Source organism: Streptomyces sp. NPDC003036, from assembly GCF_040611175.1.
Classification (GTDB): Bacteria; Actinomycetota; Actinomycetes; order Streptomycetales; family Streptomycetaceae; genus Streptomyces.
In genome coordinates this window covers 66218-93074 of record NZ_JBEXNO010000002.1, presented here as the reverse complement: position 1 = coordinate 93074, position 26857 = coordinate 66218, and the positions used below count along the sequence as shown (strand labels likewise).

Sequence of the window (26857 nt, the reverse complement as noted above, 5' to 3'; positions counted from 1 at the left end):
GCATCAAACTTTCGGTTGAGGGCGGCGGCGGCGTTGCTGCCTACCCTGGACGGGTCATGGATCCGCGTTCCCTCACCCCCGTCCTGCGCGTGCTGCGCCTCTGCCTCCATCTGCTGCTGGCGGGGCTGCTGGCCCTCGCCGCGCTGCGGTCCTCCGGCGACCCGGCCGTGGCGGCGGCCGCCGCGCTGATGGGCGCGGTGTACGCGGCGGGCTCGGTCCTGCGGCCCGTACGCACCTCGGTGCCGGCCGCCGCGCTGTGGCTGGGCGTGCTGGGCGCGGCCTGGCTGGTGCTGCTGGGCCTGACGCCCGACGGGCTGTGGGCGGCGTTCCCCCTGTACTTCCTGCACCTGCACCTGCTGCCGGTGCGGTGGTCCCTGCCCGCCGTGGCCGCCACCGCGGGCGCGGCGATCCTGTCGTACGTCCACCACGGCGCGCCGCTGAACCCCGGGGCGTTCATCGGGCCGCTGCTGGGGGCGGCGGTCGCGGTGGCGACGGTCCTCGGCTACCAGGCGCTGTACCGCGAGAGCGAGCGGCGCAGGCGGCTCATCGAGGAGCTGATCGCGACCCGGGCGGAGCTCGCGGCGGCGGAGCGGCACGCGGGCACGCTCGCGGAGCGGGAGCGGCTGGCGCGCGAGATCCACGACACGCTCGCGCAGGGCCTGTCCTCCATCCAGCTGCTGCTGCGGGCCGCCGAGCGTGCCCTGCCGGGCGGCTCCCCGGCGGCCGTGCACATCGAGCGGGCGCGCCGCGCGGCGCAGGAGAACCTGGCGGAGGCGCGGCGGTTCGTGCGGGCGCTGGCACCGGCCGACCTGGAGCGCGGCTCGCTGGCGGCGGCGCTGGAGCGGCTGTGCGAGCCGGGACCGGGACCGGAGCCGGGGCCCCGGGTGCGCTTCTCCGTGAGCGGTACGCCGCTGCCGCTGCCCAGGCCGTACGAGGTGGCGCTGTTGCGGATCGCCCAGTCGGCACTGGCGAACACGGTGCGGCACGCGGGTGCCGAGCGCGCCGAGATCACGCTCACCTTCATGGACGCCTCCGTCACGCTGGACGTGGTGGACGACGGCAAGGGCTTCGACCCCGCCGCCTCCACCCCCTCCCCCGGGGGCGGGTTCGGGCTCCCGGCGATGCGCTCGCGGGCGGAGTCGCTCGGCGGGACCTTCACCGTGGAGTCCGCGCCGGGCCAGGGCACGGCCGTGGCCGTCGCCCTTCCGCTGCCGCTGCCACTGCCTCTGCCTCGGGGGGAGGCCGCATGACGATCCGCCTGCTGCTCGCCGACGACCATCCCGTCGTACGGGCCGGCCTGCGCGCCGTCCTCGACACGGAGCCGGACTTCACGGTGGTCGCCGAGGCCGCGACGGCCGAGCGCGCCGTGGAGCTCGCCCCGGACGCGGACGTGGTCCTGATGGACCTGCGCTTCGGCCCCGGGATGGACGGTGCGGAGGCGACGGCCGCGATCACCGCGCGCGCCGGCGCGCCACGGGTGCTGGTGCTGACGACGTACGACACGGACGCCGACATCCTCGCGGCCGTCGAGGCGGGCGCGAGCGGCTACCTGCTCAAGGACGCGCCCCCGGAGGAGCTGGCGGCGGCGGTGCGGACGGCGGCGGCCGGCCAGTCCGCGCTGGCGCCGGCGGTCGCGCACCGCCTGATGGACCGGATGCGCACCCCGGCGCAGGCGCTGACGAAGCGCGAGCTGGAGGTGGTGCAGCTGGTCGGCGAGGGCCTGTCCAACCAGCAGATCAGCAAGCGGCTCTTCCTGAGCCAGGCGACGGTGAAGTCGCACCTGGTGCACGTCTTCGCGAAGCTCGGCGTGGACTCGCGCACGGCGGCGGTGGCGGCGGCGAGGGAGCGCCGCCTGATCCGCCGCTGACGCCTTCAGACGGTGGCCTGGGGCCGTTCCGGAGTGAGGTGGTGCACCCCGGTCCGGTCGGTGTGCGGGGCGAGCAGGCCGCGCAGCTCCTCGGCTGCCGACTCGAGGAGGTGGCCGTCGCGGGTGGCGTGGAGTGTTTCGAGGACGAACGCGACGCGGGCGGAGTCCTCGGTGACACGGGTGCGGTGGGCGTCGCGGTGGTTCCAGTGGCGCGTCAGGACGCCGGTGCTGTCGGCGTAGACGATCTCACCGGGCTTGGGGTGCTCGACGGTGCCGGGTTCGCCGAGCGGAGTGAACTCCTCGGAGCCGTCCGCGTACCGGATGTCGACGTCGCCGTGCACGTGGTCGAGGTCGAAGGCGCCGGCGGGCAGGCCGTGGCGCACAGAGACGGCGTTGTAGGAGTCGACGGCCGGGTTGATCCGCGGGAGGGTGCCCCTTTTGGCCATCCGGCGGCCGAGGGCGTCGACGCTGGGGCGGACGCGGCGGGGGTTGGTGCCGAAGGAGCGGTAGGCGGCGTGCCACGCCTCGATGCGCGGGTCGGTCTCGTCGGCGGGCCGCCAGGCGCCGTCGGCGAGCCGCTGTTCCAGTGCCTCCAGGGCGGCGGCTGTGCCCGGCCAGGACGCGCGGCCGCGCAGGCCGGTGGCGGTGACCAGGGCGATGCGGGTGTCGGGGAAGGCGTCCGCGACGGCGGGGGCGATGCGGAAGGTGGTCATGGGAGGGGCTGCCGTTCCTTCGTCCGTACGAGGGTGGGTGGTCAAGGCGTCCAGGGGCCGATGCGGTCCAGGCGGCGGCGCTGTTGGGCGGCGGTGGGGAGGTCGAGGCCCTCGGCGCGTGCGGTGAGGCGGTCGGCGACGGCGGCGCGGTGCTCGACGGGCTTCTGGTCGTCGTACTTGAACTTGGCGCGTACGTCGGTCACTTCCAGGCGCAGGCCGCGAATGCCCGGGAGCAGCCGACCGTACGGGGGTTGGTCGACGGTGAGGGGGGCGTGGTCGCCGTCGGGCTGGAAGTGGGCCATCTGGCGTCGCAGCAGCTCGGCCTTGGCCTCGGGCTCGTCGACGATCGTGGCGCGGCAGGTGAACTGGACGGCGGTGTAGTAGCTGGTGGGGACGCCGTCGGTGGGCGGGGTGTCCGGCTTGGCGCGCCAGGGGCCGGGGATGAAGGCGTAGTCGCCGAAGGCGGTGAAGAGGACGTTCGGGTCGTGCTCGATCGCGTGCCAGGCGGGGTTGGGGCGGGCGAGGTGGATCAGGAGGTGGCCGGGCTCGCCGGTGAAGTGCGTGGGGACGGCGGCCGGTGGCCGGCCGGGCAGACCGTTGACGCTCAGGATGCCGAAGTCATGGCCGTCGGCGATCCAGGTCTGCCATTCGGCTTCGTCCAGGCTCGCGTCCCAGGGCTGGATGAACACGCGGGGCTCCTTGCGGTGGTGCGGGGTGCGGTGGTGCGGGGTGCGGTGGTGCGGGGTGCGGTGGTGCGGCGGGTCAGGTCAGATCAGGTCAGGGCGAGGAGGCTGACGGCGACGGCGGCGGTGCCGAGGCCGACGAGCTGGCCGCGGTGGATGCGCTCGGCGAGGACGCCGCGGGCGAGCAGCACGGTGCCGGCCGGGTAGAGGGCGGTGATGACGGCGACGACGGCGAGGTCCCCGCTGCGGGCGGCGAGGAGGAACAGCAGGTTCGCCACCGAGTCCAGCACGCCGGCGGCGGCCGACATCGCGTACGCGGGCCGCTCCGTCCCGAGCCTGCGGAACATCAGCGCGGCCGCGGCCAGGGTGACGGCCGAGGAGACCGCGCGGCCGATGATCAGCGGGGCGACGCCGCTGTCGGACGGTGCCTGGTGCAGGAAGACCAGCTGGAGGGCGATGGCGGCGCCCGCGCCGAAGGCCAGCAGCAGCGCCGTACGGGACGGGCGGGCCGACCCGGCGCCGTGCCCGGCGCTGACCAGCACCACGGCGGCCAGCGCGAGCGGCAGGCCCAGAAGGCCGGCGAGGCCGAGGTGCTCGCCCTGGAGCAGGCCCACGCCGACGGGGAGCATGGCGGAGACGAGCGCGGTGATGGGCGAGAGGACGTTCATCGGGCCGATCGCCAGCGTCCGGTAGAGCAGGGCGAAGGCAGCGGCCGAGGCGACACCGGACGCGGCGCCCCAGGCCACTGCGCCGGCGCTGAACGAGGCGCCGAGCACGGGCCACAGCACCAGCTCGACGGCGAGCGAGGCGGGGGCGGCGATCATCACGGTGCGCAGGACGTGGGCCTTGCGGGCGCCGAGACCGCCGAGGAAGTCGGCGCACCCGTAGGCCAGGGAGCTGCCCAGGGCCAGGAGCAGAGCGATCACGGTACGTACATCCCTTACCATTTGCAGTGGAACGACTAGACCGTACATTGAAACGACCGCTCGTTGTCAACCAAACGACCGGACGGTGCATTCAAGTGATCCACTCGCGAGGATGGTGACCGGATGACCGAGACAGAGGCGGCCCTCCGCACGCTGGCCCACAACGTCCGTACGGCTCGCACCCGCGCGGGCCTCTCCCTGGACGAGCTCGGCCGGCGCGCGAAGGTCAGCAAGGGGGCTCTGGTCGGCTTGGAGAAGGCCCAGGGGAATCCGAACTTCGCCACCCTGGTCCGGCTCGCCGACACCCTCGGCGTCTCGGTGTCCGCCCTGCTGGAGGGGCCGGCCGAAGGCCGCGTCCGCGTGGTGTCCGCCGACGCCGTGAGGCCCCTGTGGGTGGGCGAACAGGGCAGCGAGGCCCGGCTCATGCTGACGACGTCGGGCGCCGCCCCGGTCGAGGTCTGGCGCTGGCGGCTCCACCCGGGCGAGGAGTACCCGAGCCACCCCCACCAGGCGGGGGTCGTCGAAACGGTCAGCGTGACGTCAGGGCGGATGACCCTGATCGTCGACGGCGTCGAGCATCCGGTCGAGGCCGGGCAGACCGCCGCCTTCGACGGCGACGCCCCCCACACCTACCGCGGCGCGGGCGACGGCCCCTGCCACCTGATCATGACCGTCCACCTGCCGCCCGGCCCGGCCTCTCCGAGCTGACCCGCGGGCCGCGGGGCAAGGCCTCGCCTCGATATGGCGGTGCCGCCGGCGCGGAGGAGGACAGGCCGACGGCATCCCCGATGAGACGGGTTCTCCGTCACTCCCTCGCCGACCCCGGCGGTCCCCCGAAGAGCTCCACGGCGTTGCGTACGCCCGTGAGGGCGGCGCCGAGGGCGCTGACCGAGCCGACGGCGCCGGCGATCAGCAGCAGGGAGCGGCGCAGGCGCGGGACCTCGGGGGCGCCGTCGCGGGCCATCGCGGCGAGCGCGGCCAGTTCCTCCTCGGCGATCCCGCGGTCCAGGAACTCGGCGGGATGGGCGGCCAGTTCCCGCCGCAGGCGGGCGACGGCGGAGCGCAGCTCCGTGACCCTCGGGTCCTCGGCGCCCTCGCCGGTGCCGCCGCCGGTCGCACCCTTCTGCCCCATGCTTCGCAACACTGCTCTCTTCCCCCTCACACGCACACCCCTGTGCGGTCTCGCAAACCCGCCGCGGTGGTGGTCGGATACCGGACGGTTGCGGACAGATTAACGGTCCGCGCACCGGCGCGCGCCACACGGGGGGAGGTCCCTCAGCTCGCCTGTTCGACGTCCAACGCGCCGCGCCAGACCGTCAGGTCCAGGGTGATGTAGTCGCTGGGGTCGGACTCGGGCGGGAAGCCCTGGATCGTGATGAGGGCCACGTCCCCGGCGCCCGACTGGAGGCAGAGGCGGGAGCCCTTGGTCAGCATGTCCTGGGAGATGTAGGTGGCGAACCGCGTCTCGGTCGTGCACGTCTCCAGCGACGGGTCCTGGCCGTTGCGCAGGAGGACGAGGCGGCCGCCGTCGTTCGAGGAGAGGCCGAGGCTGTAGCTGAGGTCGTAACCGGTGCTGTTGTCCTTGGGCTTCACGGGGTCGTCGGCGAGGGACACCTCGTAGCCGCTGGGCAGGTCGATCGCCTTGTACGTGACCGGCTCGGGCGCCTTGGGCGGGGTGGCGGGGCCGGAGGGCTTGGCGGAATCGGCCGCCTTGGGGGTCTCGTTGCCGGCGGCGGCGCCGTCGCCCGTCCCGGTGTCGCCGCCTTGGGCCGACGTATCCCGCGCCTGCGTGCGTTTCGTGGCGTCGTCGTCCTGGAGCAGGAAGAAGGCGGTGACGCCGCCCGCGACGGCGAACGCGAGCACCGCGGCCACGACGGCGAAGAGGACGGTACGCGAGGACGACTTGCGCGCGGGCGCGGGCGCGGGCGCGGGCACCGGCGGGGGCGTGGGCGCGTGCACCGCCATCGGTGCCGCCATGGGCGCGGGCGTGGGCGCGTGCACGTGCTGCTGCGGCGGCGGGGGCACGGGCGGGCCGAAGCCCTGCGGAGGCGCGGAGGGAGTCGCCGGGGCCGTCGGCGGGTGCGGCGCGTGCGGCGCGGCGACCGGAGCAGCCGGAGCCGCAGGAGCGCTCGACGGCACGACGGTCGGCGGCGTCGCCGGGGGCGGCGGAGTCGTGGCCGCCGCCGGGGCCGGGGCCGCGGTACGGGTGGTGATGTCCGCGGCGACCGCGCCGGGCAGCCACTCGTCGGGGCGGCGCAGCGCGGTCTGGTCGCTGGCCCCCTGGCACAGGGCGAGCAGGTCGGTGACGGACGGCCGGGCGGCCGGGTCCTTGTCCAGGCAGCGGGTCACCAACTCCCGCAGCCGGTCGGGCAGTCCGGTGAGGTCGGGCTCCTCGTGGACGATCCGGTACAGCACGCCGTGCGAGGTGCCCTCGCCGAAGGCGGGGCTGCCGGTCGCCGCGTACGCCGCCACCTGGCCGAGCGCGAAGATGTCGGTGGCCGCGGTGACCTCGCGGCCCGCCGCCTGTTCCGGCGCCATGAAGGACGGGGTGCCGATGGTGACGCCGCTGCCGGTGAGCGAGGTGGCGTCGGCGGCGCGCGCGATGCCGAAGTCGATGACGCGCGGACCGTCCGCGGCGAGCAGGACGTTGGCGGGCTTGAGGTCGCGGTGGACGATGCCCGCGCCGTGGATGACCTGGAGGGCCTCGGCGATCCCGGCGACCAGCAGCAGGACGGTGTCGACGGGCAGCGGCCCGTGGCTCCGTACGGCGTCGGCGAGGGAGGGCCCGGGCACGTACGCCGTGGCGAGCCAGGGGCGGCGCGCGTCGGTGTCGGCGTCGATGACGGGCGCGGTGTACAGCCCCTGGACACGCTGCGCCGCGCGCACCTCCTGGGCGAAGCGGCGCCGGAACTCGGCGTCTTCGGCGAAGTCGGGCCGGATCACCTTGATGGCGACCGGCCGGCCGCCCGGGGTGTACGACAGGTACACGGCCCCCATGCCGCCGGCGCCGAGCCGGGCCGACAGCCGGTAGCCGGCCACGGACCGCGGATCGCCCTCCTCGAGCGGCTGGAAGACCGTTCCGCCGCTTCCCCCACGCGGAGCACCACTCATCAACCCATGTCTCCTGACCAGGACTTGGCACCGCACACACGCCAATGCCGAAAGCCGCACCCTATCCAAGCCGGGCCGGGACCGCGCCATGAGGTATGCACTCCCCATGGAAGAGACCAGGGAAGAGACGACGGAAGAGACGACGGGCACGGGGCCCGTCGTCGTCGGGCTGCTGCTCGCCGCGGGCGGCGGCCGCAGGCTCGGCGGGCGCCCCAAGGCGCTGCTGGAGCACCGGGGCCGCCCCCTGGTGGAGCACGCGGTGCGGGTGCTGCGCGAGGGCGGCTGCGCGGTGGTGCACGTGGTGCTGGGGGCGGCCGCCGGCGCCGTACGGGAACGGGCGTCGCTGCCCGGGTGCGTCCTGGTGGACAACCCGGAGTGGGAGCGGGGCATGGGCTCGTCGCTGCGCGCCGGGCTGGAGTCGCTGGCCGGTTCGGGCGCGGACGCGGCCGTGGTGTCGCTGGTGGACCAGCCGGGGATCGGGGCGGAGGCGGTGGCCCGGGTGGTGGGCGCGTACCGCTCGCGGGACGCGTTGGCGGCGGCCGCGTACGACGGGAAGCGCGGCCATCCGGTGCTGTTCGGGGCGGACAGGTGGGCGGAGGTGGGGGCGAGTGCGGAGGGCGACCGGGGGGCACGCGCCTATCTGAGGGAGCACGAGGCGGTCATCACTCTCGTGGAGTGCGGGGACGTCGCGGAGCCCTACGACATCGACACGGCGGCGGATCTCGCGCGGTTGGAGTGAACGCCGTGTGTATGAGGTGGCACCCAGAGCCACGTTGTGTCGACCCAGAGAATCTCGACATCAACAGACCATTGAACTTCCACTATGAGGAAACTAGTATCCACTGTTCAGAAGCACCCGACCGTCAGAAGGCGCCCGTGACCGTATCTCGGCTCCCACGGCACTCAGTGCCGCGCGCGTACGCCCGGCGGCCGCGGCATGGCGCCGCGCCAAAGCCCCCGCTGAAGGAAGTGACAGCTCATGTCCGCACCAGCGCCGTCTCCGCTGGCCATCGTCGAAGCCGAGCCCCTGCCCCGGCAGGACGAGGTCCTGACCGACGCGGCCCTGGCCTTCGTGGCCGAGCTGCACCGGCGGTTCACGCCCCGGCGTGACGAGCTCCTCGCCCGCCGCGCGGAGCGCCGCGCCGAGATCGCCCGCACCAGCACGCTCGACTTCCTCCCGGAGACCGCACAGCTCCGTGAGGACGACAGCTGGAAGGTCGCGCCGGCCCCGGCCGCGCTGAACGACCGCCGCGTCGAGATCACCGGCCCGACCGACCGCAAGATGACCATCAACGCCCTCAACTCGGGCGCCAAGGTCTGGCTCGCCGACTTCGAGGACGCCTCCGCTCCCACCTGGGAGAACGTCGTCCTCGGCCAGCTCAACCTGATCGACGCCTACGAGCGGCGCATCGACTTCACCGACCCGCGCACCGGCAAGTCGTACGCCCTCAAGCCCGCCGACCAGCTCGCGACGGTCGTCATGCGCCCGCGCGGCTGGCACCTGGAGGAGCGCCACCTGCGCTTCGACGGGCGGCCGGTCCCCGGCGCGCTGGTCGACTTCGGCCTGTACTTCTTCCACAACGCCCAGCGCCTGATCGACCTGGGCAAGGGTCCGTACTTCTACCTCCCGAAGACGGAGTCGCACCTGGAGGCCCGCCTCTGGAACGACATCTTCGTCTTCGCGCAGGACTACGTCGGCATCCCGCGGGGCACCGTCCGCGCGACCGTCCTGATCGAGACGATCACGGCGGCGTACGAGATGGAGGAGATCCTCTACGAGCTCCGCGACCACGCCGCGGGCCTCAACGCGGGCCGCTGGGACTACCTGTTCTCCATCGTCAAGAACTTCCGTGACGGCGGGGCCAAGTTCGTCCTGCCGGACCGCAACGCGGTGACGATGACGGCGCCGTTCATGCGCGCGTACACCGAGCTGCTGGTGCGGACCTGCCACAAGCGGGGCGCGCACGCGATCGGCGGCATGGCGGCGTTCATCCCGTCCCGCAAGGACCCCGAAGTCAACAAGGTCGCCTTCGAGAAGGTCAAGGCGGACAAGGACCGCGAGGCGAACGACGGCTTCGACGGCTCCTGGGTCGCCCACCCCGACCTGGTCCCGATCGCGATGGCCTCCTTCGACGCGGTGCTCGGCGACAAGCCCAACCAGAAGGACCGCCTCCGCGAGGACGTCTCCGTGGCGCCGGGCGACCTCATCGCCATCGACTCGCTCGACGCGAAGCCGACGTACGAGGGCCTGCGCAACGCCGTCCAGGTCGGCATCCGCTACATCGAGGCGTGGCTGCGCGGCCTCGGCGCGGTGGCCATCTTCAACCTGATGGAGGACGCGGCGACGGCCGAGATCTCGCGCTCGCAGATCTGGCAGTGGATCAACGCCGGTGTCGTCTTCGAGAACGGCGAGGAGGCCACCGCCGAGCTGGCCCGCAAGGTCGCCGCCGAGGAACTCGCCGCCATCCGCGAGGAGATCGGCGAGGAGGCCTTCGCGGCCGGCCGGTGGCAGGAGGCGCACGACCTGCTCCTGAAGGTCTCGCTGGACGCGGACTACGCGGACTTCCTCACGCTGCCCGCGTACGAGCAGCTGGTCGGCTGACGCCGCCACCCGATCGCTCCGCCCCCCGGCGCCGCACAGCGCCGGGGGGCGGAGGCATGTCCGGGGCCGGAGCCGGGGCGGGAGCCGGGGCCGGTGGTCGCTCAGGGCGCCGAGCGTCCAGGCGACGAACGGCGTCTCGGAGTCGGTCGCCAACGCACTGCTGTCGGGGGTTGTCTGACGACCGGGCCCGTCAGGCGACGGTCACCGTGCGCTGGGCGGAGAAGTCGCCCCAGGTGCCGTCCGGCAGCTTGGCGCGGAGCTTCACGCTGTAGCGGGTACCGGGCGGATCGGTGACGGTGAAGGTGTACGTCGCCGTCCCGGGCGGCGGCTCGGCGCCCCAGACGATCGTGGTGGCGAACCGCCCGTTGAGGTACAGCTGGTGCTCCTTGACCGGAGCGCCCCCGTCGATACGGGGCGGGGTCCAGGTGAGCCGGATCTCGCCGCCCTTGAGCGGGGTGGCCGCGAGGTCGGTGGGGGCGGTGACGGGGCCGGCGCCGGGCGCGGGGGCGGTGGTGAGGTCGACGGCGTCGCTGTCGGGCGAGGAGTTCTCGGCGGCGTCACGGGCGCGGACGGTGAAGGTGTAGACCGTTCCGGGGCGCAGGCCGGTGAGGCGTGCCGTGGTCGCGGTGCCGGCGACGCTGTGGATGCGGGAGTCCTCCTGGTAGACGTCGTACGCCGTGACCGCCCGGTCGTCCGAGGCGGGCCGCCAGGTCAGGGTCGCCGCCCGGCTGCCGTCGGCGGTGCCGCGCAGGCCCGAGGGGCGGGAGGGCGCGGTGCGGTCGTCGGGCGTGGGCGCGGGGGTGGTGACCGGGACGGGGGCGCTGGGCTCGGAGACGTTCCCGGCGGCGTCGCGGGCGCGGACGGTGAAGGTGTACGCGGTCGAGGGCGCGAGGCGGTCGACGTCCACCATGGTCCTGGTGCCCGGCAGGGTCGTGACCTTGCGGCCCCGCTCGTAGACGTCGTAGCCGGTGACGGCGGTGTCGTCGACGGCCGGCTGCCACATCACGTGGACGGAGGTGGCGCTTCCGGCCTGCGCCGTCACCCCGGTGGGCGCCGAGGGGCGCCCGGTGTCCTTGTCCTGGGGGGTCGCGGAGGTGCACGCGCTCAGCAGGAGGGCGGCCACGCAGACCGGGGCGGCGGCGAGGGGGGAGGGGCGTCGCACGGTCGGGCCTCCAGGTCCGGAGTATTGGTCCAGACCTATATGGCACAGGTGCGGCGGGGCGGCAAGACCCTGGAGCCCCTCGGAATCTCAGGCGCGGGTCGAGGCGACGGGGGTCGACGGGGCCGAGGAGGCCGAGGGTGACGCCATCGGCGCCGTGAAGACCGTCGACGCGGAGTTCTCCCGCAGTGCCGCGTAGGCCCGCTCGACGGCGTCGGCCCGTACGGGCCGGGCCTCGGCGACCGCGGTCAGATCACCGGCGCACTGGAGCTCCCAGCGGGGGAAGCGCCGGCGCACGCGCGCGACACGGGCGCTGGGCGCGAAGTACAGCATGGTGGTGTTCTCGTGGGGGTTGTGCGCGGAGCCCTCGTAGACCATCGAGCCCGCACCCTCCAGCCGGTCCGCCAGGGCGGCGAGCGCCGCGGGCTCGGGCTGGTCCAGGAAGAGTCCCACGTGGTTCTCGAAGCCGTGGGCGCGCTCCTCATCGGCGACCTCCGGGCGGTATCCCGGACTGGACCGCGGAAAGAGGAATATCTCGACCTGGGGCCCTGGATTGGCGGTCGCACTGAGGCGCGTGACGAGTATTCGCGCGTCTTCCGGCAGTGCGTGGCGCTCGACGAGCCGACGCCTCACCAGAACGCTCGGGATTACCGCCGAAGCCCGCCAGCCATTTTCCTCGAAGTACTCGACGGCTGATTCTTCGGAGGCGGGGAACAACAGGGTCGCACAGTGCGACACAATGCACTGGCTCTTGATTTCCTGTTTCAGCGCGCCGGGCATCCAGGGCGGGAGAAGAGTCTCCAGGGAGCTCCGGGACGCATGATGCGCGTAGTCAACAGCATGCTGGAGGCGCTGGATGTCGCACGCGTCGAATGCCACGTGATTCATGTCGCAGCCTTTCTGTTGCCGACGCTCAATTAAAAGCACGTCACACGTTAGGCGGCACTCGGTTCTAGCCCGATCGGGTGAATGACCCCTGGGTGGCGGGCGCGTACGCCGGGTTGGTCCGTTCTGCGTTTGTGCCTTTTCGGATCCACCCGCATTTTTGTTGGGGGACGTCCTGGGAGGGCTGTTGAAAATGACGCCATACAGCGGAAAGAATTCTCCCCGGATTCTGATCGCGGGTGCCGGAATCGGCGGGCTGACGACCGCACTCAGCCTCCACGCCGCAGGTCTGGACAACGTCGTGGTCGTGGAGTCGTGCCCGCGCCTGCGGGCCGTCGGCGCGGGCATCAACCTCCAGCCCGCCGCCGTCCGGGAGCTCACCGAACTCGGCCTGTGCGACGACCTCGCCGCACGGGCGGTGGCCACGGCCCGGCTGGAGTACCACCACCGCTACGGCGGCCTGATCTGGTCGGAGCCGCGCGGCCGGGCGGCCGGCTACCACTGGCCGCAGTACTCGGTGCACCGCGCCCACCTCCAGGAGGTGCTGCTGCGGGAGGTGCGGCGGCGGCTGGGGCCGCACGCCGTGCTCACCGGCAGACGCCTGACCGGCTACGAGCAGGACCCGGCCGGCGGAACGCGACGGCGCGTGCGGGCGTACGCGGCCGGCGACCCGGCCCCGTACACCTGCGATCTGCTCATCGGCGCGGACGGCATCAACTCGGCCGTGCGGGCGGTGATGTACCCGCACGAGGGGCCGCCGATCTGGAACGGCGTGTGCATGTGGCGCGGCCTGAGCCACGCCCCGCCGTTCCTGGACGGGCGGACGATGGTCATCGTGGGCTGCAACTCCCGCGTGAAGGCCGTCGTCTACCCGGTCTCGCCGCCGGACGCGTCGGGCCGGTCCACGCTGAACTGGGTCGTGGAGACCCGCCCCGGCGGCGGCCCCGCCACGGTCCCGCCCGCCGACTGGGACGCGGCCGTGCCCCCCGGCGTCGTCCTGCCGCACCTGGACGGCTGGCGCGTCCCCTTCCTCGACCTCCACGGCACGATCGCGGCGGCGCCGCGCGTGCTGCGCTACCCGATGATCGACCGCGACCCGCTGCCGACCTGGGTCGACGGCCGGGTCGTCCTGCTGGGCGACGCGGCCCACCCGCTGTACCCGACCGGCTCCAACGGCGCGTCCCAGGCCATCGTCGACGCGCGCGTCCTGGCGTACCTGCTCGCCCACCACCACATGGACGAGGCGCTGGACCGGTACGACCGCACACGCCGCCCGGAGACCACACGGCTGCTGGCCGCCCACCGGCGGCTGGAGCCGGACCCGCTGCTCCATCAGGTGGAGATGCTTGCCCCGGACGGCTTCTCCGACATTCGCGAGGTCCTGCCGGATCACAAGCTGGCGGACATCAGGTCCTGCACGCGCAAGGTCACCGGCGTGGACGCGGCGGGGCTCAACGCACGCTCCTCCTGGAGCGTCCCGGCACGAACGGCTTCCGCATGCGCTTCGTCCCCCCTCTCCGCTCGCTCCCCTCGCTCGGGACGGGGCTGACGTCGGCCGCCCTGCTGCTCGCGCTGCTCCCGGCGGCGGCGATGACGCTTCCGGCGCGGCAGCCCGTACCCGGGGCCGCGGTGGTGGAGGGGACCGGCACCCGGTACGGCCCGGCGGCGCGGCTCGGCGACGGCCGGATCCGGGTCTTCACCGACTACGCGGGCGGGCGGCCGCGCTCCGTGGGCGTCGTCCTCACCGCCTCCGCCCTCGCCGGCCTGCCCACGGCGCCGACCGATGGCGAGCACTGCGTGGACGCGGACGGCGACGGGCGCGTCCACCCGTCGCACGAGTGCGTCGGCGGCCACGGCCTGGAGCTGGCGCTGCCGTCCGGCGGCCGGCCGGACCTGCCGTTCCGGTGGGTCCTGTTCAACTGGAACCCCGAGGGCCACCAACCCCACGGCCGCTACGACGTCCCCCACTTCGACGTGCACTTCTACCTCGTACCGCGGGAGGTCCGCGACCGCATCCGCCTCGGCCGCTGCGCCCTGCTCATCGACTGCGCCCAGCTGCCCACGGCCGCCGCGCCCGTGCCCGCCGACCACCTCCCGCCCGGCTATCCGCCCTCCAGCCCGGAGACGGCGGAGGGCGCCATGGGCGAACACCTGGACAGCCGCCCGCCGGACTCCGGCGCCCTGTCCGGGCACACCTTCATCTACGGCGCCTACGCGGGCGAGATCATCTTCATGGAGCCGATGCTCACGAAGGCCTTCCTCGAGGGTCTGCGCACAGCGCCCGGTCACCACGTCTGCGCCCCGGTACCCCAGCCGCGCTCCTGGCAGGTCCCGGGCCGGTACCCGACGCGCTACTGCATGGCGTACCGGCCCGGCCGCGACGACTACACCGTCACGCTGACCGGCTTCAGGCCCTGACCGCCGGGCGGCGCGCGTTCTTCACCGCGCGGGCGGCGAGGGACGCGACGCGGCTGTCGGGGTGGCGGGCACGCAGGTCGTCGAGGAGGACGAAGGCGGAGGGGTGGGCGGCGGCGAGGGCGTCGACGAGGGCGGCCGCGCCGCCCGGCCAGGCCACGGCGGCCGCGTCGAAGGCGTCGAGCAGGGCCGTCGGGGCGGGCTCGGGTTCGCGTGCCGCCTCCTTCTTCCCTTCCTCCTCGGCGGCGGCCGCGTCGATGAGGGCGCGCATGTCCTGCGTCCAGCTCGTGTGCAGCTCGTCCAGGAGGAGCAGCGCGCGGGCGCTGAGCGGGACGGGGTCCAGCGGGGCGTCCTCGCCGCGGTCGCGGAGGAGGCGGTGGGCGTAGGCGCCCACGACCGGGTCGGTCAGCGCGGCCCGGAGCGGGGCGTCGGGGATACCGGCGAGCGCCAGGTGCGAGAAGAGGGTGGTGCTGGGGTGGGCGGACGCGGAGACGGCGGCGAGCAGCTCGCTCCAGGCGTCGTCGGCGCCGGCCCCGTCTCCGGCCCGGCTTGCCGTCCAGGCGGTGAGGGTCGCGGCGGCGATGGCCGGCGGCCAGTACTCGACGGCGGCGGCGACCCGGTCCGCGTGCCAGGTCAGGACGGTGTCCCGGTCGGGGGCAGCGATATGGGCCACCGTCAGCAGGTGGCGCATGACGGCGTCGCCGAGCGGGGTGAGGCCGTAGGCGTCGCCGGTGCGGAAGACACAGCCGGTCTCGGCGAGCCGGTCCACGACGGCGGCCAGCGAGCGGGCGTGGCCGTCGAGTCCGGCGCGGTCGGCTTCGGTGAGGCCGGGGCGGTGGAGCAGGGCGGACAGCTCCTGCGGTGACGGCGTGGCGTAGGCGGCGGGAGCCGTCTCGGGGACCTCGGCCGGGGCGTCCTCCAGCTCCGTCGGGAGCGGCGGCCCGCCGGCGACGTCGGAGGCCTTGCGAGCGACGGACTCGGGGGTGCCGCCGCGTTCGTAGAGGGAGTAGAGGACGTGCGCCGCGTCGAGGGCGTACTCGTCCTCGGCCTCCCCCTCCTCGTTGTCGGCGGCGATGCGTTCCACCGTGGCGGCCAGGATGTCGGCGGCGAGTTCGGTGAGCTCCTGCGGGGTGCCCTCGTTCCAGACGGAGGTGGCCGGGTCGGGAAAGCCGCAGCGCTCGGCGAGCTCGCTCAGGTCGCCGTCGGCGCCCGCGGCGAGGGCGGCCGGGAGCGGGGCCGCGTGCAGCAGGTCACGGAGCTCCTCCGGGGCGGGGAGCGCGGGCGGCGGAGGCAGCGGGAGGCCGGTGTCGCCGTAGTAGTCGAGGTGCTCGTCGAGCAGCCGGTCCGCGAGGGCCACGTGCGGCAGGGACTCGGGGCCGGGCGCGAGGTCGGCGTACGGGCCGGCGAGCGCCTCGGCGAGCCCCGCGGCGGTCCAGCGCTCGATCAGCTCGGCGGCGAGGCGCTCCAGTTCGTCGGGGCCCGCCGCGTCGAAGGCCGCCCCGGGCAGCAGGCGGCCCGCGGGCGACGCGCCCTCGGCGTCGCGGGCGGACGCGTCCAGGAGCGCCTCGGTGAGCAGCGCCTGGGCGGCGAAGGTGCGGGCGGCCACGTCGGCGCGCCGCACCTCCGGGGGGAGGGGCCGCCGCTCGGGGCGCGGGGTGCGCGCGTACGCGGCGAGCCAGTCCCGTACGGCTCCGGGGTCGTCGGGGTCGACGCCGTCGGCCTGGAGGAGGGACGCGTACCAGCGGGGCCAGGTCAGGTTGAGGGGGTCGTGCACGGCCCGCTCGTACTCCGGTACGGCCTCCTGTACGGCCTCGAGGAGGCGGGCGTGGCGCTTGGCGTTCAGGCGGTGCGCGGCACGGACCCGGTCGGCGAGGGCCGTGAGCACGCGGGGTACGGCGGCGAGCTCGTCCGGGGTCGCGTGGAGCAGCACCGGCAGGTCCTCGTGCAGGACGTGGCGCAGCAGCTGCGGCGTCGGCTCGGGCACGCCCGCGCGACGGTCGGCGCCGCGCAGGGCGAGCAGCGTCAGGACGGCGTCGGCCGGGCGTAGAGGCAGGGTGACGCCCTGCTCCGTCTCCGCCCAGCTGAGGAAGTCGTCACGTCCGGTGTTCAGGGCAGTGGTACGGGTCACTCGGGTCACTCCCGGAGCGTATGGGCGCCCGGCGGGAGGGAGTGGCGTACTCACGTGTTGTTGGTTCGAATGGGCGATCAGAGTCCGTTGTCAGTGGCGTGCGCTTCACTGGGTTCATCACTCTCCGTGACGATGTAGGAACCGAGGGAGAGGGACGGGGGGACGACGTGAGGGGGGACGACATGGTGTCGGTGCTGACGTATGTGACGCCTGCCGGGCTGCGGGAGCGCGGGTGGACGGACGCGATGGTGCGCGAACTGCTCGGTGAGCCGGATGTGCAGGGGCGCGATCCGCGGCGCTGGTCGGTCGCGCCGGTGCGGCTCTATCTGCTGGCGCGGGTGGAGGCGGTGGAGCGGGCGCCGGAGTTCGCGGCGTGCGCGGCGGCGGCCGGGCCGGGCTCGGCGGCGGCCCGGGCCGCGGCGGACAAGCGCCGCCGGGCGGTGCTGGCGGCGATCCGGGCGGAGCCGATCCGGGTGCCGATGCTGCCCGGCCCGGAGCTGGAGCGGCGGGCGGTTCGGCACCGGCGGCTGACGGCCGAGGACCGGCCGGGCGATGGCGGGGGCGGCGGCCCGGGGCCCGGTCGCGGCCCCGGTCCCGGGCCCGGTCCGGCGGGGGCGCTGGTGCGGTGGCAGGTGGACTATCTGCGCCATGCGCTGGGGCGGTACGACACGCTGCTGGACGGGCTGTTCGGGGCGACCGGGCGGGCGGAGGCCGAGCGGCTGCTGCGGCGGCGGGTGTACGAGGCGATCGCCCAGGCGTACCCCCGGCTGGCGCCCGAGTGCCGGCGGCGGATCCGGTGAGGGCGGGACGGCGATGAGTTCCGGGGCCCGTGCCGGTCGAACACCACGGAAACCCAAGGGAATCCCTATGAAGGAGGAAGCCATGTTCGATCTGGGACCCACGGCCCGGCGGGTGGCGGCGCTGCTGGACGGTGTCGGCGACGACCGGCTGGACGCGCCGACGCCCTGCCCCGACTACGCCGTGCGGCATCTGCTGGGCCATCTCGCAGGGCTGGCGCTCGCCTTCCGGGACGCCGCCCGGAAGGACTTCGGGCCCACCACCGACACGAGCCCGGAGGGCGCCCTGCCGACGCTCGACGGGGACTGGCGCACCGCGCTCCCGCGCCGGCTCGACGAGCTCGCCGCCGCCTGGCGGGCCCCCGAGGCGTGGGAGGGCACCACGCGGGCGGGCGGTGTCACCCTGCCGGGCGAGGTGGCGGGCATGGTGGCCCTCGACGAACTGCTCCTCCACGGCTGGGACCTGGCCCGCGCGAGCGGCCAGGAGTACGCCGCCGACGAGGAGGCCCTGCGCGTGTGCGAGGCGCTGCTGGCACCGACGGCCGACAGCCCGGATGAGCGGGGCCCGTTCGGGCCGCCGGTGAAGGTGTCCGACGGGGCGCCGCTGCTCGACCGCGTGGTGGGGCTGAGCGGGCGGCGCCCGGACTGGCCGGGGGCGTAAGGGAGGGAGGGGCGGTGGACGGCACACCTCGGCCCCGTAAGGAGATCTCCCTACGGGGCCGAGGTGGGGACGGCCTGCCCGGGCGGGCTGGTGGTCGGAGGTGCTGGTCGGGTGAAAGTGCCGGGCGTAAGGCTCGGGCTACGTACAGTCGGGCTTGGTGCGGTCGGGCTAAGTGCACCGGTCAGTGCACCGGTGCCGTCTTGGCCGTGCGGCTCTCGGAGATCTCCTCGCCCGGCTCCATCGGCGCCGTCACCTCGTCGTCGTCGCGGCGGCCGCCGAGGTGGTTGAAGACCAGGTTCAGCAGGACGGCGGCGACACAGCCGGTGGAGATGCCGGAGTCCAGGATGATCTTCGCGGTCTCCGGGAAGGCGTGGTAGAACTCCGGCGCCGTGATCGGGATGATGCCGACGGCCAGCGAGACGGCCACGATCAGGACGTTGTTGTCCTTCTCCAGGCCGGCCTTGACCAGCGTCTGGATGCCGCTCGCGGCGACCGAGCCGAAGAGGACCACGCCCGCGCCGCCCAGCACGGGGCGGGGCACGACCGAGATGAGCGAGGCGGCGACCGGGGACAGGCCCATCAGGACCAGGAAGCCGCCGCCCGCCGCGACCACGAAACGGCTGCGGATGCGGGTCATCGCGACCAGGCCGATGTTCTGCGCGAAGGCGCTGCACATGAAGCCGTTGAAGAAGGGGCTGATCGCCGAGCCGAGGGTGTCGGCGCGCAGACCGGCGGCGATGGTCTTCTCCTCGGCGGGCCTGTCGACGATCTCACCGAGCGCCAGCATGTCGGCGGTCGACTCGGTCATCGACACGAGCATCACCACGCACATGGAGATGATCGCGGCGAGCGCGAACTGCGGGGCGCCGAAGTGGAAGGGGGTGGGGAAGCCGATGACGTCGGCCTCGGTGACGGGGCTGAAGTCGGTGACGCCGAAGGGTATGGCGATCAGCGTGCCCAGCACCAGGCCGATGAGGACGGCGATCTGCTTGACGAAGCCGCGTGTGAAGCGGCGCAGCACCAGGACCAGGACGAGCGTGATCGCCGCGAGGGTGAGGTAGGTGGTCGAACCGTAGTCCTTGGCGGCCGGATTGGGTCCTTGGGCCCAGCCGAAGGCGACCGGCAGCAGCGAGACACCGATCAGGGTGATGACCGTGCCGGTGACGACCGGCGGGAAGAAGCGGACCAGCTTGCTGAAGAACGGCGCGGCGATGAAGCCCAGCAGACCGGCGACGATGATCGCGCCGAAGATGACCGGCAGGGCGTCGGCCTTGTCGTCGGTGGTGGCGACGATCGCGAGCATCGGTGCCACGCCGGCGAAGGTGACGCCGTTGACGAACGGCAGCCGGGCGCCGATCTTCCAGATCCCGAGGGTCTGGAGGAAGGTGGCGAGGCCGGCGGTGAAGAGGCTGGCGCCGGTCAGGAAGGTGAGTTCGGTGCCGGAGAGGCCGACGGCCGCTCCGACGATCAGGGGCGGGGCCACCACACCCGCGTACATGGCGGCCACGTGCTGGAGGCCGCTGGTGAGCATCTTGGCGGGCGGAAGCGTTTCGTCGACCGGATGCTTCCGGTCCGCGGCGGCGGCTCCCACGTCCGGGGACTCGGGGTCGGGGGTGTTGTCGGGGTTGCGAAACCTGGGCTTGGCGGCCACGGCGGTTCCTCCGGTCGGTTACACGTGCGACGACGTGGATTTCAGGGAGGTGGTGCGGTGTTGCAGGTGGTGCGCCCGGTGCGTGTCGTCGGGACGTGGGGGAGGAGACACGCGTTCACCGTTCCGGGGGGTGCGAGTACCACTCTTGGTACGCACCCCCCGGCCCGGCTGCCGTGGACCCCGCTCGGGTCCACGGCGACCGGTCGAGGGCCGTCCCCCTCGACCGGACTTCGTGGATCGCCCGCCCGGCCGGGAGAACCGGCCGGGTGGCGATGTCCGCCCGGGTGTCAGGTACCCGGCCGGAGTGCCGTGCCAGGGGTTCAGCCCTGGGCGGCGATCCGGGCGAGGCGCTGGGCCTCGTCCCGGGTGGAGCGCGCGATGGCGTCCTCGTCGACCGTCAGCAGGCGGTTGTCCTCGACGATCTGCTTGCCGTTGACGAAGGACGCGGTGACCGGGGCCGCCGCGCCGAAGACGAGGGCGGTCACCGGGTCGGCGATGGAGGCGTGCGCGAGGGTGTCCAGCTTCCACAGCACCAGGTCGGCGAGCTTGCCGGCCTCCAGGGAGCCGATCTGCGAGGCCCGGCCGAGGACCTGGGCGCCGCCGTAGGTGCCGAGGCGCAGCGCCTGACGGGCGTTCAGGGCCGCCTCGCGGTGCGCGCCGAGACGGTTGATCAGCAGGGCGTTGCGCAGCTCGGTGTGGAGCTCACCGGACTCGTTGGAGGCGGTGCCGTCGACGCCGAGGCCGACCGGGACGCCGGCCTTCAGCATGTCCGGTACGCGGGCGATGCCGGCGGCGAGGCGGGCGTTGGACGACGGGCAGTGGGCGACGCCGGTCTTGGTGCGGGCGAAGGCCGCGATGTCGGAGTCGTTCATGTGGACGCAGTGCGCCATCCACACGTCCTCGCCGAGGAAGCCGGTCGACTCGAAGTAGTCGGTCGGGCCCATCCCGAAGAGCTCGTGGCAGAACTTCTCCTCCTCCACGGTCTCCGAGCCGTGGGTGTGCATGCGCACGCCGAGGCGGCGGGCGAGCTGGGCGCCCTCCCGCAGCAGCTCGGTGGAGACGGAGAAGGGGGAGCACGGCGCGACGGCGACCTGCGTCATCGCGTCGAAGGAGGCGTCGTGGTGCTTCTTGACGGTCTCCTCGGTCGCGGCGAGCGCGCCCTCGGTGGTCTCGACGGCGAAGTCCGGCGGCAGGAAGCCGTCCTTCTCGCTCTTGTCCATGGAGCCGCGGGCCAGCGTGAAGCGGACGCCCATCTCGGACGCGGCCTTGATGATGGCGCCGGACAGGTCGCCGGAGTTCTTCGGGTAGACGTAGTGGTGGTCCATGGCGGTGGTGACGCCACCGCGGGCCATCATGGCCAGGGAGCCCTGGGCAGCCGCGTACCCCATCTGCTCGTCGATGCGCGCCCACGTCGGGTAGAGGGCGACGAGCCAGTTGAAGAGGTTGTGGTCGGTGGCCAGGCCCCGGGTGATCCACTGGTAGAAGTGGTGGTGCGTGTTGATCAGGCCGGGGGTGACGAGGTGGCCGGTGGCGTCGATGCGCCGGACCACGTTCTCCAGGCCCTCGGGGGCCTTGCCTGCTCCGATCGACTCGATCCTGTTGTCCGCGATGACGAGGTGACCCGAGGCGTACTCGGTGTCATTGGCGTCGACGGTCGCGATCGCGCAGTTCTCGATCACGATGCGCTGGGCTGCCGAAGGTGCCATGGTGCTTCCTTCTTCGTTCAGTGGCGGTGTGGGCACGGCAGGACCCTAGGAGGATTTGAGTGCCGGGGCCGCGTGACGGCTCCGGGTGCCGAGATGGTGGAAGAAAAGGTTGAGCAGGACCGCGACGAGCGCTCCCGCGCTGATCCCGGAGCCGAGCACGGTCTGTGCCCACGCGGGGAATCCGGCGTAGAAGGTGGGCGCGGCGAGCGGGATGATGCCGGCTCCGAGTGCGACGGCCACCAGGATGATGTTGGAGCTGTCGTCCAGTCCGGCCTCGGAGAGCGTACGGATGCCGCTGACCGCGATCGAACCGAAGAGCACGATACCGGCACCCCCCAGGACGGGCATAGGGACCAGCGAGACGACCGCGCCCAGCACCGGGAAGGCACCGAGGACGAGCAGCGCGCCGCCCGCGACCGCGACGACGTAGCGGCTGCGTACGCGGGTGAGGGAGACGACTCCGACGTTCTGGGCGAAGGCCGAGGTCGGGAACCCGCCGAAGACGGGGCCGATGAGGGTGGCGATGCCGTCCGTGCGCAGACCGCGGGTGATGGTCTTCCCGTCGGTGCGCCGCTCGCAGATCTCGCCCAGGGCGAGCATGCCGGCGCTGGACTCGGTCATCAGCACCAGCATCACGATGCACAGGGAGAGGATCGCGGCGGGCTGGAACTCGGGCGCGCCGAAGGCGAACGGCGCGGGCAGCGCGGCGACCGGTGCCTCGCGCAGCGAGGTGAAGTCGGCCATCCCGAACGGGATCGCGGCGAGCGTGCCGATGAACAGGCCCAGCAGCAGGGCGATCTGCTTGACGAAGCCCTTGCCGAAGCGCTGGAAGAGCAGGATCACGACGAGCGTGAAGGCGGCGAGCGCCAGGTACTTCATGGCGCCGAAGTCGGCGGCGTGCGCGTCCCCGCCCTGCGCCCAGCCGACCGGTACGGGCATCAGGGTCACCCCGATGAGGGTGATGACGACGCCGGTGACCAGGGGCGGGAAGAAGCGCAGCAGCCGGCCGAAGAAGGGCCCGACGGCGAGGCAGAAGACTCCGGCGACCATCACCGCACCGTAGATGGCGGGCAGTTGGCGGCCGGGGGCGCTGGTCTCGGCGATGGCGAGCATCGGCGCGATGCCGGCGGAGGAGGCGGCGTTCACGAACGGCAGCCGGTTTCCGGCGAAGTTGGTGATGCCGATGGTCTGGAGGATGGTCGCGAGCCCCGCGATGAGCAGGCTCGCGGCGATGAGGCGGGTCATGCCGGCCGCGTCCAGGCCGACGGCCTGCCCGATGATGAGCGGAGGGGTGACGACACCCGCGTACATGGCGGCGATGTGCTGGAGCGCGGCGGGGACGAGCCGCGAGAAGGGCAGTTTCTCGTCGACGGGGTGGCAGTCGACGACGCCGTCCGGTCCGGCGGCGCTCTCGGGTGCGCGGTGGGCCGTGGAGGTGAGCACCTCCGGGGCGGCACCGGGCGGCGCGGTGGTGTCCGGCGGGGTGGAACACGGGCCTTCGGATGCCGGCCCTGCAGGCTGTGCCATTGCTGGTCCCTCCGGTCCGGTGCCGCCCCGCCCGACCGGGGTCGGTCGGGCGGGGCGGTCAGCGGCCTGGCTCAGAGGTTGGTCATGTCGACCGGGATCTGGGGCTCGACGCCGTCCCGAAGGATGGTGGCCTCGATCAGGCCGTAGGGGCGGTCGGCCGCGAAGTAGACCTCGTTGTCGTTCTTGAGCCCGAACGGCTCGAGGTCGACCAGGAAGTGGTGCTTGTTCGGCAGGGAGAAGCGCACCTCGTCGATCTCCGACCGGTTGTTGATGATGCGCGCGCCCATCTGGTACAGCGTCTGCTGCAGCGAGAGGGAGTAGGTCTCCGCGAAGGCCTGGAGCATGTGCTTCCGGACCTGCGCGTAGGACTTCTCCCAGTTGGGCATCCGCTGCTCGTCGTCGGTCCAGTTGAACCGCCAGCGGCCGGAGACCTGGGTCGCCAGGATGCGGTCGTACGCCTCCTGGAGGGTCGTGTACTTGTCCTTCACGTAGCCCCAGAACTCCGAGTTGGTGGAGTTCATGACGACCAGGTCCTTCAGACCGGAGATGACCTGCCAGTTCTCACCGTCGTAGGTGATCTCGCTGACGCGGGTCTCCTGGCCCTTGCGGACGAAGGAGTGCTTGACCTCGTCGGCGCCGATGAACTTGGAGTTGGCGTCCGAGGTCTCGATGCGCTCCCAGGCGTACTCCTCGATGCGGATGCGCGCCCGGTGGATCGGCTCCTGCGACGTCACGAAGTGACGGGCGAGGTGGATGCCGAACTGCTCGGCGGACTCGATGCCGTACTCCTTGGCGAACGCGTACACCGTGTTCTTGGTGGTGTCGGTCGGCAGGACGTTGGCGTTGGAACCCGAGTAGTGCACCTCGTCCATGTCGCCGGAGAGGGCGACCGAGACGTTCAGGTCCTTGATGTGGTGGGTGTCGCCGTCCCGCGTGATCTTGACGACGCGGTTCTCTGCTTTGCCGTACTGGTTCTGGCCGAGAATCGTGGGCATGTGTCTGCTAGCTCCCTCGGTAAACGGAGTAGCCGAACGGGTTGAGCAGCAGCGGTACGTGGTAGTGCTCGCCCGGTACGACGGCGAACGTGATCGCCACCTCCGGGAAGAACGCGCCGCTGTCCCTTACGCGGGGGGCGTCCTGCTGCGCCTCGGCTTGCTTCTTGTCGAAGTACGCCTCGGTCTCGAAGTCGAGACGTACGTGGGTGGTGCCTTCCGGCAGGGCCGGCAGGTCCTTGCAGCGCCCGTCCGCATCGGTCCGCGAACCGCCGAGCGCCACCCACTCCGCGTCGGAGCCGCTGCGGGCCGCGAGGGAGATGGCGACGCCCTCGGCGGGGCGACCGATGCTGGTGTCCAGGATGTGCGTGGACACCGAGGCGGTGGTTTCCGTGCTCATGCTTGGTGTGCTTCCTCTACGAGACGGGTCAGGCGGATGCGGTTGATCTTGCCCAGTTCGGTGCGGACGATCTCCCGCTCCTGCTCGGGCGAGTTCTCGATCCGCTCGCGGACCGCGTCGCGCATCTGCTCTCCGGTCCGGCCGGTGGCGCAGATCAGGAAGACGTGCCCGAACTTCTCCTGGTAGGCCAGGTTCAGCTCGAGCATTTCCGCTTTGAGCGCCTCGGAGGCGCCGGCCATCCCGCTCTGCTCCCGGGAGGAGGTGGGGTCACCAGGCTTCGGGCGGCCGATCGGCGGGTGCCCCGCCATCGCCTCGGCCAGGTCCTCCGCGGTGAGCTCGGCCATGGCGGCGTCGCTGGCGAGGAGGAGGGCTTCGGTGGTGGCGTACGGGCGCTGGGCCAGCAGCTTGCTGCCCCACGCCGAACTGGCGCACACCTCGTGCAGGGCGGCGAGCGCGTCGCTGTCCGCCGAGGTGTTGAACCGGGTGAGGCCCGCGGGGGTCTCGGGGGTGCTGTCGTCCCCCGAAAGGCGCTGTGAACTCGAGGTCACGGGAGCCTCCGTGGCTGTTTTTCGCTGTGCTTTGACGGGCTGCGGATAGCTAACGCCCTCCGCCAACGCCCCGTCAACACTTTGTTGAAACTTCGGTGACACAAAAGCCGCCGTCCCGACATGCGGACGGCGGCTTTCTACCGACTGTGTTCAGCTACTCACTCTTCGCGGCGTTTTCCCTGTTCAGGTAGTTGTAGACGGTGAAACGACTGACGCCGAGGGCGTTCGCCACCGTCTCCACGCCGTGCCGCACCGAGAAGGCGCCGCGCGCCTCCAGGGTCCGGACCACCGACTGCTTCGTCTTGCGGTCCAGCGCGGACAGCGGCATGCCGTGGCGTCGCTCCATCGCCGCCAGGATGCGCTCCAGCGAGTCGGCGAGCTGCGGAAGCCGTACGGCGAGGATCTCCTCGCCCTCCCACGTGAGGACGACGTCGTCGGCCGCGGCCTGCTGAGGGGTCAGTAGCTCGGCGCCCATCGCGTCCACCAGCGGCTTCACCGCGGTGACCAGGGGGTGATCTCCCGGCTCGGTCACTTGTCGTCCTCTCCGGCGTCGCCGAGTACGTTGACCTGCAGCGACACCCGGGTGGCGCCCGCGCCGAGAGCGCGTCGCAGGAGCGCGTCGACGGCGGTGAGCACCGCGTCCGCGCCGCCCTCGGCGGTGTTGCCGAAGGGCCCCACGTCCACGGCGTCCAGGTCGGCCGCCTCGATGACCTCGCGGGCCACCAGCGCGTGCGCGGGGGCCTCGTCCAGGTCGAACGGCTCGGTCGTGAACTCCACTCTCAGTCGCTGCATGCCCCCACGGTAAGGCCCGCCCGGCCGCCTTCCGCCGCCCGGTCCCGAAAATCGCCTTCTCCGTGCGACGGACCGGCCCCTTCGCCCCGTAGAGCCGGTGACAGGACGGAAAGGGCAGGAAGGGGCGTACGCGGTGACCGGACGTGGACACAAGGGAAGAGCCGTCAGGGGCACGGCGCTCGCGGCGGCGGCGATGGCGGCGCTGACCGCCTCGCAGGCGCCGGGGGCGGTGGCCTCGGCCACGGAGGAACCCCGGGGGCGGGACCGCATCGCGGCGGGGCCGAGCGTGACGGGTGACTCGCCGTACCGCACGGAGCTTCCGCCGCTGCGGGCGGGGAAGGGGACGGCCGCCCCCGCGGGCACGGCCACCGGTACGGACACGGGCTCGGGCGGCCTCGGCGGAACGCTGCCCGCCGCGGTGCTGGCCGCCTACCGGCACGCCGAGACCGCGCTCGCGGGCAGCGCCCCGGGGTGCGGACTGCGCTGGCAGCTGCTCGCGGCGATCGGCCAGGTCGAGTCGGGCCAGGCGCGCGGCGGACGCCTCACCGCCGACGGCACGACCGTGCGGCCGATCCTCGGCCCCCGGCTCGACGGCAACGGCTTCGCGCTGATCAGGGACACGGACGGCGGGGCGTACGACGGGGACGCGGTGTACGACCGCGCGGTGGGGCCGATGCAGTTCATCCCCTCGACCTGGGCCGCCTGGGGCGCCGACGGCAGCGGCGACGGCCGCGCCGACCCGGGCAACATTTACGACGCGGCGCTGGCGGCCGGGCGCTACCTCTGCGCGGGCGGGCGCGACCTGGCCGACCCGTCCGACCTGGACCGGGCGATCCTCGGCTACAACCACTCGACGGCGTACCTGCGGACGGTCAGGGCCTGGTACGCGTACTTCCTCGGCGGGGACCCCGTGGTGGTCGCCGGGCCCGTGGTGGTCCCGGAGCCGCCGCGTACGCCGTCGTCGGAGCCGCCCCGCTCCCCCGGCCCGGCGCGGCCGGGCGGCTCCTCGAAGGCCGGGCCCGGACCCGTACCACCGCGGGGTGCGCAGCCGTCGCGGCCTTCGGAGCCGTCGGAGCCGGCCCGGCCGCGGCCGACGGGCGCACCCGAAGCACCGGAAGCACCGGCTTCGGAATCAGGCCTTCCGATTCCGGATGCCGATGCCGTCCTCCCAGGTCCGCCGCTCGGCAACGGTCAGGACTCGATGCCCGCAGCCCCCTCCACAATTCCGGATACCGGGCGGTAATGTCGCGCCCGCCGGGCGGCAGGTACCGGCGGGTAGCGCGAAGGGGCCCTC

General features: G+C 73.1%; 27 protein-coding genes. 11 read left to right on the top strand and 16 right to left on the bottom strand.

Going from position 1 to position 26857, the window contains the following annotated elements:
- The first annotated feature begins 56 nt into the window (after positions 1 to 56).
- Both ABZX67_RS02025 and ABZX67_RS02020 read left to right on the top strand, forming a co-directional pair.
- Positions 57 to 1250, top strand: coding sequence for a sensor histidine kinase (locus ABZX67_RS02025; protein ID WP_355352964.1), 1194 nt, complete (start codon positions 57 to 59; stop codon positions 1248 to 1250).
- A complete protein-coding gene (locus ABZX67_RS02020) occupies positions 1247 to 1867 on the top strand; it encodes a response regulator transcription factor (RefSeq protein WP_355352961.1) in 621 nt (206 codons plus the stop codon). Before ABZX67_RS02025 ends, ABZX67_RS02020 begins: the two co-directional genes overlap by 4 nt.
- A gap of 5 nt (positions 1868 to 1872) precedes the next feature.
- Here the strand turns inward: ABZX67_RS02020 and ABZX67_RS02015 are convergent, their stop codons facing one another.
- The 3 genes from ABZX67_RS02015 to ABZX67_RS02005 form a co-directional block, all read right to left on the bottom strand.
- Positions 1873 to 2580: a phenylalanine--tRNA ligase beta subunit-related protein gene (locus ABZX67_RS02015; RefSeq protein ID WP_355352958.1), complete on the bottom strand. Its 708-nt coding sequence runs from the start codon at positions 2578 to 2580 to the stop codon at positions 1873 to 1875.
- Between the two features lie 41 nt (positions 2581 to 2621).
- Positions 2622 to 3269: an FMN-binding negative transcriptional regulator gene (locus ABZX67_RS02010; protein WP_355352955.1), complete on the bottom strand. Its 648-nt coding sequence runs from the start codon at positions 3267 to 3269 to the stop codon at positions 2622 to 2624.
- A gap of 83 nt (positions 3270 to 3352) precedes the next feature.
- Positions 3353 to 4189, bottom strand: a complete 837-nt coding sequence (locus tag ABZX67_RS02005; RefSeq protein ID WP_355352952.1) for an EamA family transporter — start codon at positions 4187 to 4189, stop codon at positions 3353 to 3355.
- A 123-nt stretch (positions 4190 to 4312) separates the two neighbouring features.
- On the opposite strand from ABZX67_RS02005, the gene ABZX67_RS02000 reads away from it, so the two are divergent.
- Positions 4313 to 4897 (top strand): XRE family transcriptional regulator, encoded by a 585-nt coding sequence (locus tag ABZX67_RS02000; RefSeq protein ID WP_355352949.1) that lies wholly within the window; start codon positions 4313 to 4315, stop codon positions 4895 to 4897.
- A gap of 97 nt (positions 4898 to 4994) precedes the next feature.
- Here the strand turns inward: ABZX67_RS02000 and ABZX67_RS01995 are convergent, their stop codons facing one another.
- Both ABZX67_RS01995 and ABZX67_RS01990 read right to left on the bottom strand, forming a co-directional pair.
- Positions 4995 to 5321, bottom strand: coding sequence for a DUF5955 family protein (locus ABZX67_RS01995; RefSeq protein ID WP_355352946.1), 327 nt, complete (start codon positions 5319 to 5321; stop codon positions 4995 to 4997).
- Positions 5322 to 5464: 143 nt separating this feature from the next.
- Positions 5465 to 7300: a serine/threonine-protein kinase gene (locus tag ABZX67_RS01990; protein ID WP_355352943.1), complete on the bottom strand. Its 1836-nt coding sequence runs from the start codon at positions 7298 to 7300 to the stop codon at positions 5465 to 5467.
- A gap of 106 nt (positions 7301 to 7406) precedes the next feature.
- On the opposite strand from ABZX67_RS01990, the gene ABZX67_RS01985 reads away from it, so the two are divergent.
- Together ABZX67_RS01985 and aceB are read left to right on the top strand one after the other, a co-directional pair.
- Entirely contained in the window at positions 7407 to 8039 is a 633-nt protein-coding gene (locus ABZX67_RS01985) for a nucleotidyltransferase family protein (protein ID WP_355352940.1), read from the top strand.
- A gap of 240 nt (positions 8040 to 8279) precedes the next feature.
- Positions 8280 to 9902 (top strand): malate synthase A, encoded by a 1623-nt coding sequence (gene aceB / locus ABZX67_RS01980; protein WP_355352937.1) that lies wholly within the window; start codon positions 8280 to 8282, stop codon positions 9900 to 9902.
- Between the two features lie 190 nt (positions 9903 to 10092).
- Here aceB and ABZX67_RS01975 read toward each other — a convergent pair whose 3' ends face one another.
- On the bottom strand, positions 10093 to 11064 hold the full coding sequence (locus tag ABZX67_RS01975; RefSeq protein ID WP_355352934.1) for a fibronectin type III domain-containing protein: 972 nt from the start codon (positions 11062 to 11064) through the stop codon (positions 10093 to 10095).
- Positions 11065 to 11151: 87 nt separating this feature from the next.
- Positions 11152 to 11514, bottom strand: a complete 363-nt coding sequence (locus tag ABZX67_RS01970) for a hypothetical protein (RefSeq protein ID WP_355352931.1) — start codon at positions 11512 to 11514, stop codon at positions 11152 to 11154.
- Here ABZX67_RS01970 and ABZX67_RS01965 point away from each other — a divergent pair, their 5' ends adjacent.
- The 3 genes from ABZX67_RS01965 (at position 11515) to ABZX67_RS01955 (ending at position 14364) form a co-directional block, all read left to right on the top strand.
- Complete coding sequence (locus ABZX67_RS01965) at positions 11515 to 11757, top strand: hypothetical protein (RefSeq protein WP_355352928.1); 243 nt, start codon at positions 11515 to 11517, stop codon at positions 11755 to 11757. It begins immediately after the preceding gene.
- A 382-nt stretch (positions 11758 to 12139) separates the two neighbouring features.
- Positions 12140 to 13495 carry a flavin-dependent oxidoreductase gene (locus tag ABZX67_RS01960; RefSeq protein WP_355352925.1) on the top strand — a complete coding sequence of 452 codons (1356 nt, stop codon included), beginning with the start codon at positions 12140 to 12142 and terminating at the stop codon, positions 13493 to 13495.
- Positions 13444 to 14364 (top strand): hypothetical protein, encoded by a 921-nt coding sequence (locus ABZX67_RS01955; protein ID WP_355352922.1) that lies wholly within the window; start codon positions 13444 to 13446, stop codon positions 14362 to 14364. The genes ABZX67_RS01960 and ABZX67_RS01955 overlap by 52 nt, the downstream gene beginning before the upstream one ends.
- Here ABZX67_RS01955 and ABZX67_RS01950 read toward each other — a convergent pair.
- A complete protein-coding gene (locus ABZX67_RS01950; RefSeq protein WP_355352920.1) occupies positions 14354 to 16489 on the bottom strand; it encodes a hypothetical protein in 2136 nt (711 codons plus the stop codon). The genes ABZX67_RS01955 and ABZX67_RS01950 overlap by 11 nt on opposite strands.
- Before the next feature lie 167 nt (positions 16490 to 16656).
- Here ABZX67_RS01950 and ABZX67_RS01945 point away from each other — a divergent pair, with 167 nt between their 5' ends.
- The gene (locus ABZX67_RS01945) at positions 16657 to 17289 is read left to right on the top strand and encodes a hypothetical protein (protein WP_355352917.1); all 633 of its coding nucleotides are present in this window, start codon (positions 16657 to 16659) and stop codon (positions 17287 to 17289) included.
- An 82-nt stretch (positions 17290 to 17371) separates the two neighbouring features.
- Positions 17372 to 17947 carry a TIGR03086 family metal-binding protein gene (locus ABZX67_RS01940; RefSeq protein ID WP_355352914.1) on the top strand — a complete coding sequence of 192 codons (576 nt, stop codon included), beginning with the start codon at positions 17372 to 17374 and terminating at the stop codon, positions 17945 to 17947.
- Between the two features lie 181 nt (positions 17948 to 18128).
- Here ABZX67_RS01940 and ABZX67_RS01935 read toward each other — a convergent pair whose 3' ends face one another.
- The 8 genes from ABZX67_RS01935 to ABZX67_RS01900 form a co-directional block, all read right to left on the bottom strand.
- Positions 18129 to 19598 (bottom strand): nucleobase:cation symporter-2 family protein, encoded by a 1470-nt coding sequence (locus ABZX67_RS01935; RefSeq protein ID WP_355352911.1) that lies wholly within the window; start codon positions 19596 to 19598, stop codon positions 18129 to 18131.
- A gap of 320 nt (positions 19599 to 19918) precedes the next feature.
- Positions 19919 to 21304 (bottom strand): 8-oxoguanine deaminase, encoded by a 1386-nt coding sequence (locus ABZX67_RS01930; RefSeq protein WP_355352908.1) that lies wholly within the window; start codon positions 21302 to 21304, stop codon positions 19919 to 19921.
- A gap of 45 nt (positions 21305 to 21349) precedes the next feature.
- Positions 21350 to 22831 carry a nucleobase:cation symporter-2 family protein gene (locus ABZX67_RS01925; RefSeq protein ID WP_355352905.1) on the bottom strand — a complete coding sequence of 494 codons (1482 nt, stop codon included), beginning with the start codon at positions 22829 to 22831 and terminating at the stop codon, positions 21350 to 21352.
- Positions 22832 to 22902: 71 nt separating this feature from the next.
- On the bottom strand, positions 22903 to 23826 hold the full coding sequence (pucL, locus tag ABZX67_RS01920) for a factor-independent urate hydroxylase (RefSeq protein WP_355352902.1): 924 nt from the start codon (positions 23824 to 23826) through the stop codon (positions 22903 to 22905).
- Between the two features lie 7 nt (positions 23827 to 23833).
- Positions 23834 to 24223, bottom strand: a complete 390-nt coding sequence (gene uraH / locus ABZX67_RS01915; RefSeq protein WP_355352899.1) for a hydroxyisourate hydrolase — start codon at positions 24221 to 24223, stop codon at positions 23834 to 23836.
- A complete protein-coding gene (gene uraD / locus ABZX67_RS01910) occupies positions 24220 to 24771 on the bottom strand; it encodes a 2-oxo-4-hydroxy-4-carboxy-5-ureidoimidazoline decarboxylase (protein WP_355352896.1) in 552 nt (183 codons plus the stop codon). The genes uraH and uraD overlap by 4 nt, the downstream gene beginning before the upstream one ends.
- 154 nt (positions 24772 to 24925) lie before the next feature.
- A complete protein-coding gene (locus ABZX67_RS01905; RefSeq protein WP_355352893.1) occupies positions 24926 to 25303 on the bottom strand; it encodes a helix-turn-helix domain-containing protein in 378 nt (125 codons plus the stop codon).
- Positions 25300 to 25563, bottom strand: a complete 264-nt coding sequence (locus ABZX67_RS01900) for a hypothetical protein (RefSeq protein ID WP_355352890.1) — start codon at positions 25561 to 25563, stop codon at positions 25300 to 25302. The genes ABZX67_RS01905 and ABZX67_RS01900 overlap by 4 nt, the downstream gene beginning before the upstream one ends.
- A gap of 193 nt (positions 25564 to 25756) precedes the next feature.
- Here ABZX67_RS01900 and ABZX67_RS01895 point away from each other — a divergent pair, with 193 nt between their 5' ends.
- Positions 25757 to 26806 (top strand): lytic murein transglycosylase, encoded by a 1050-nt coding sequence (locus tag ABZX67_RS01895; RefSeq protein WP_355353452.1) that lies wholly within the window; start codon positions 25757 to 25759, stop codon positions 26804 to 26806.
- Positions 26807 to 26857 lie beyond the last annotated feature (51 nt).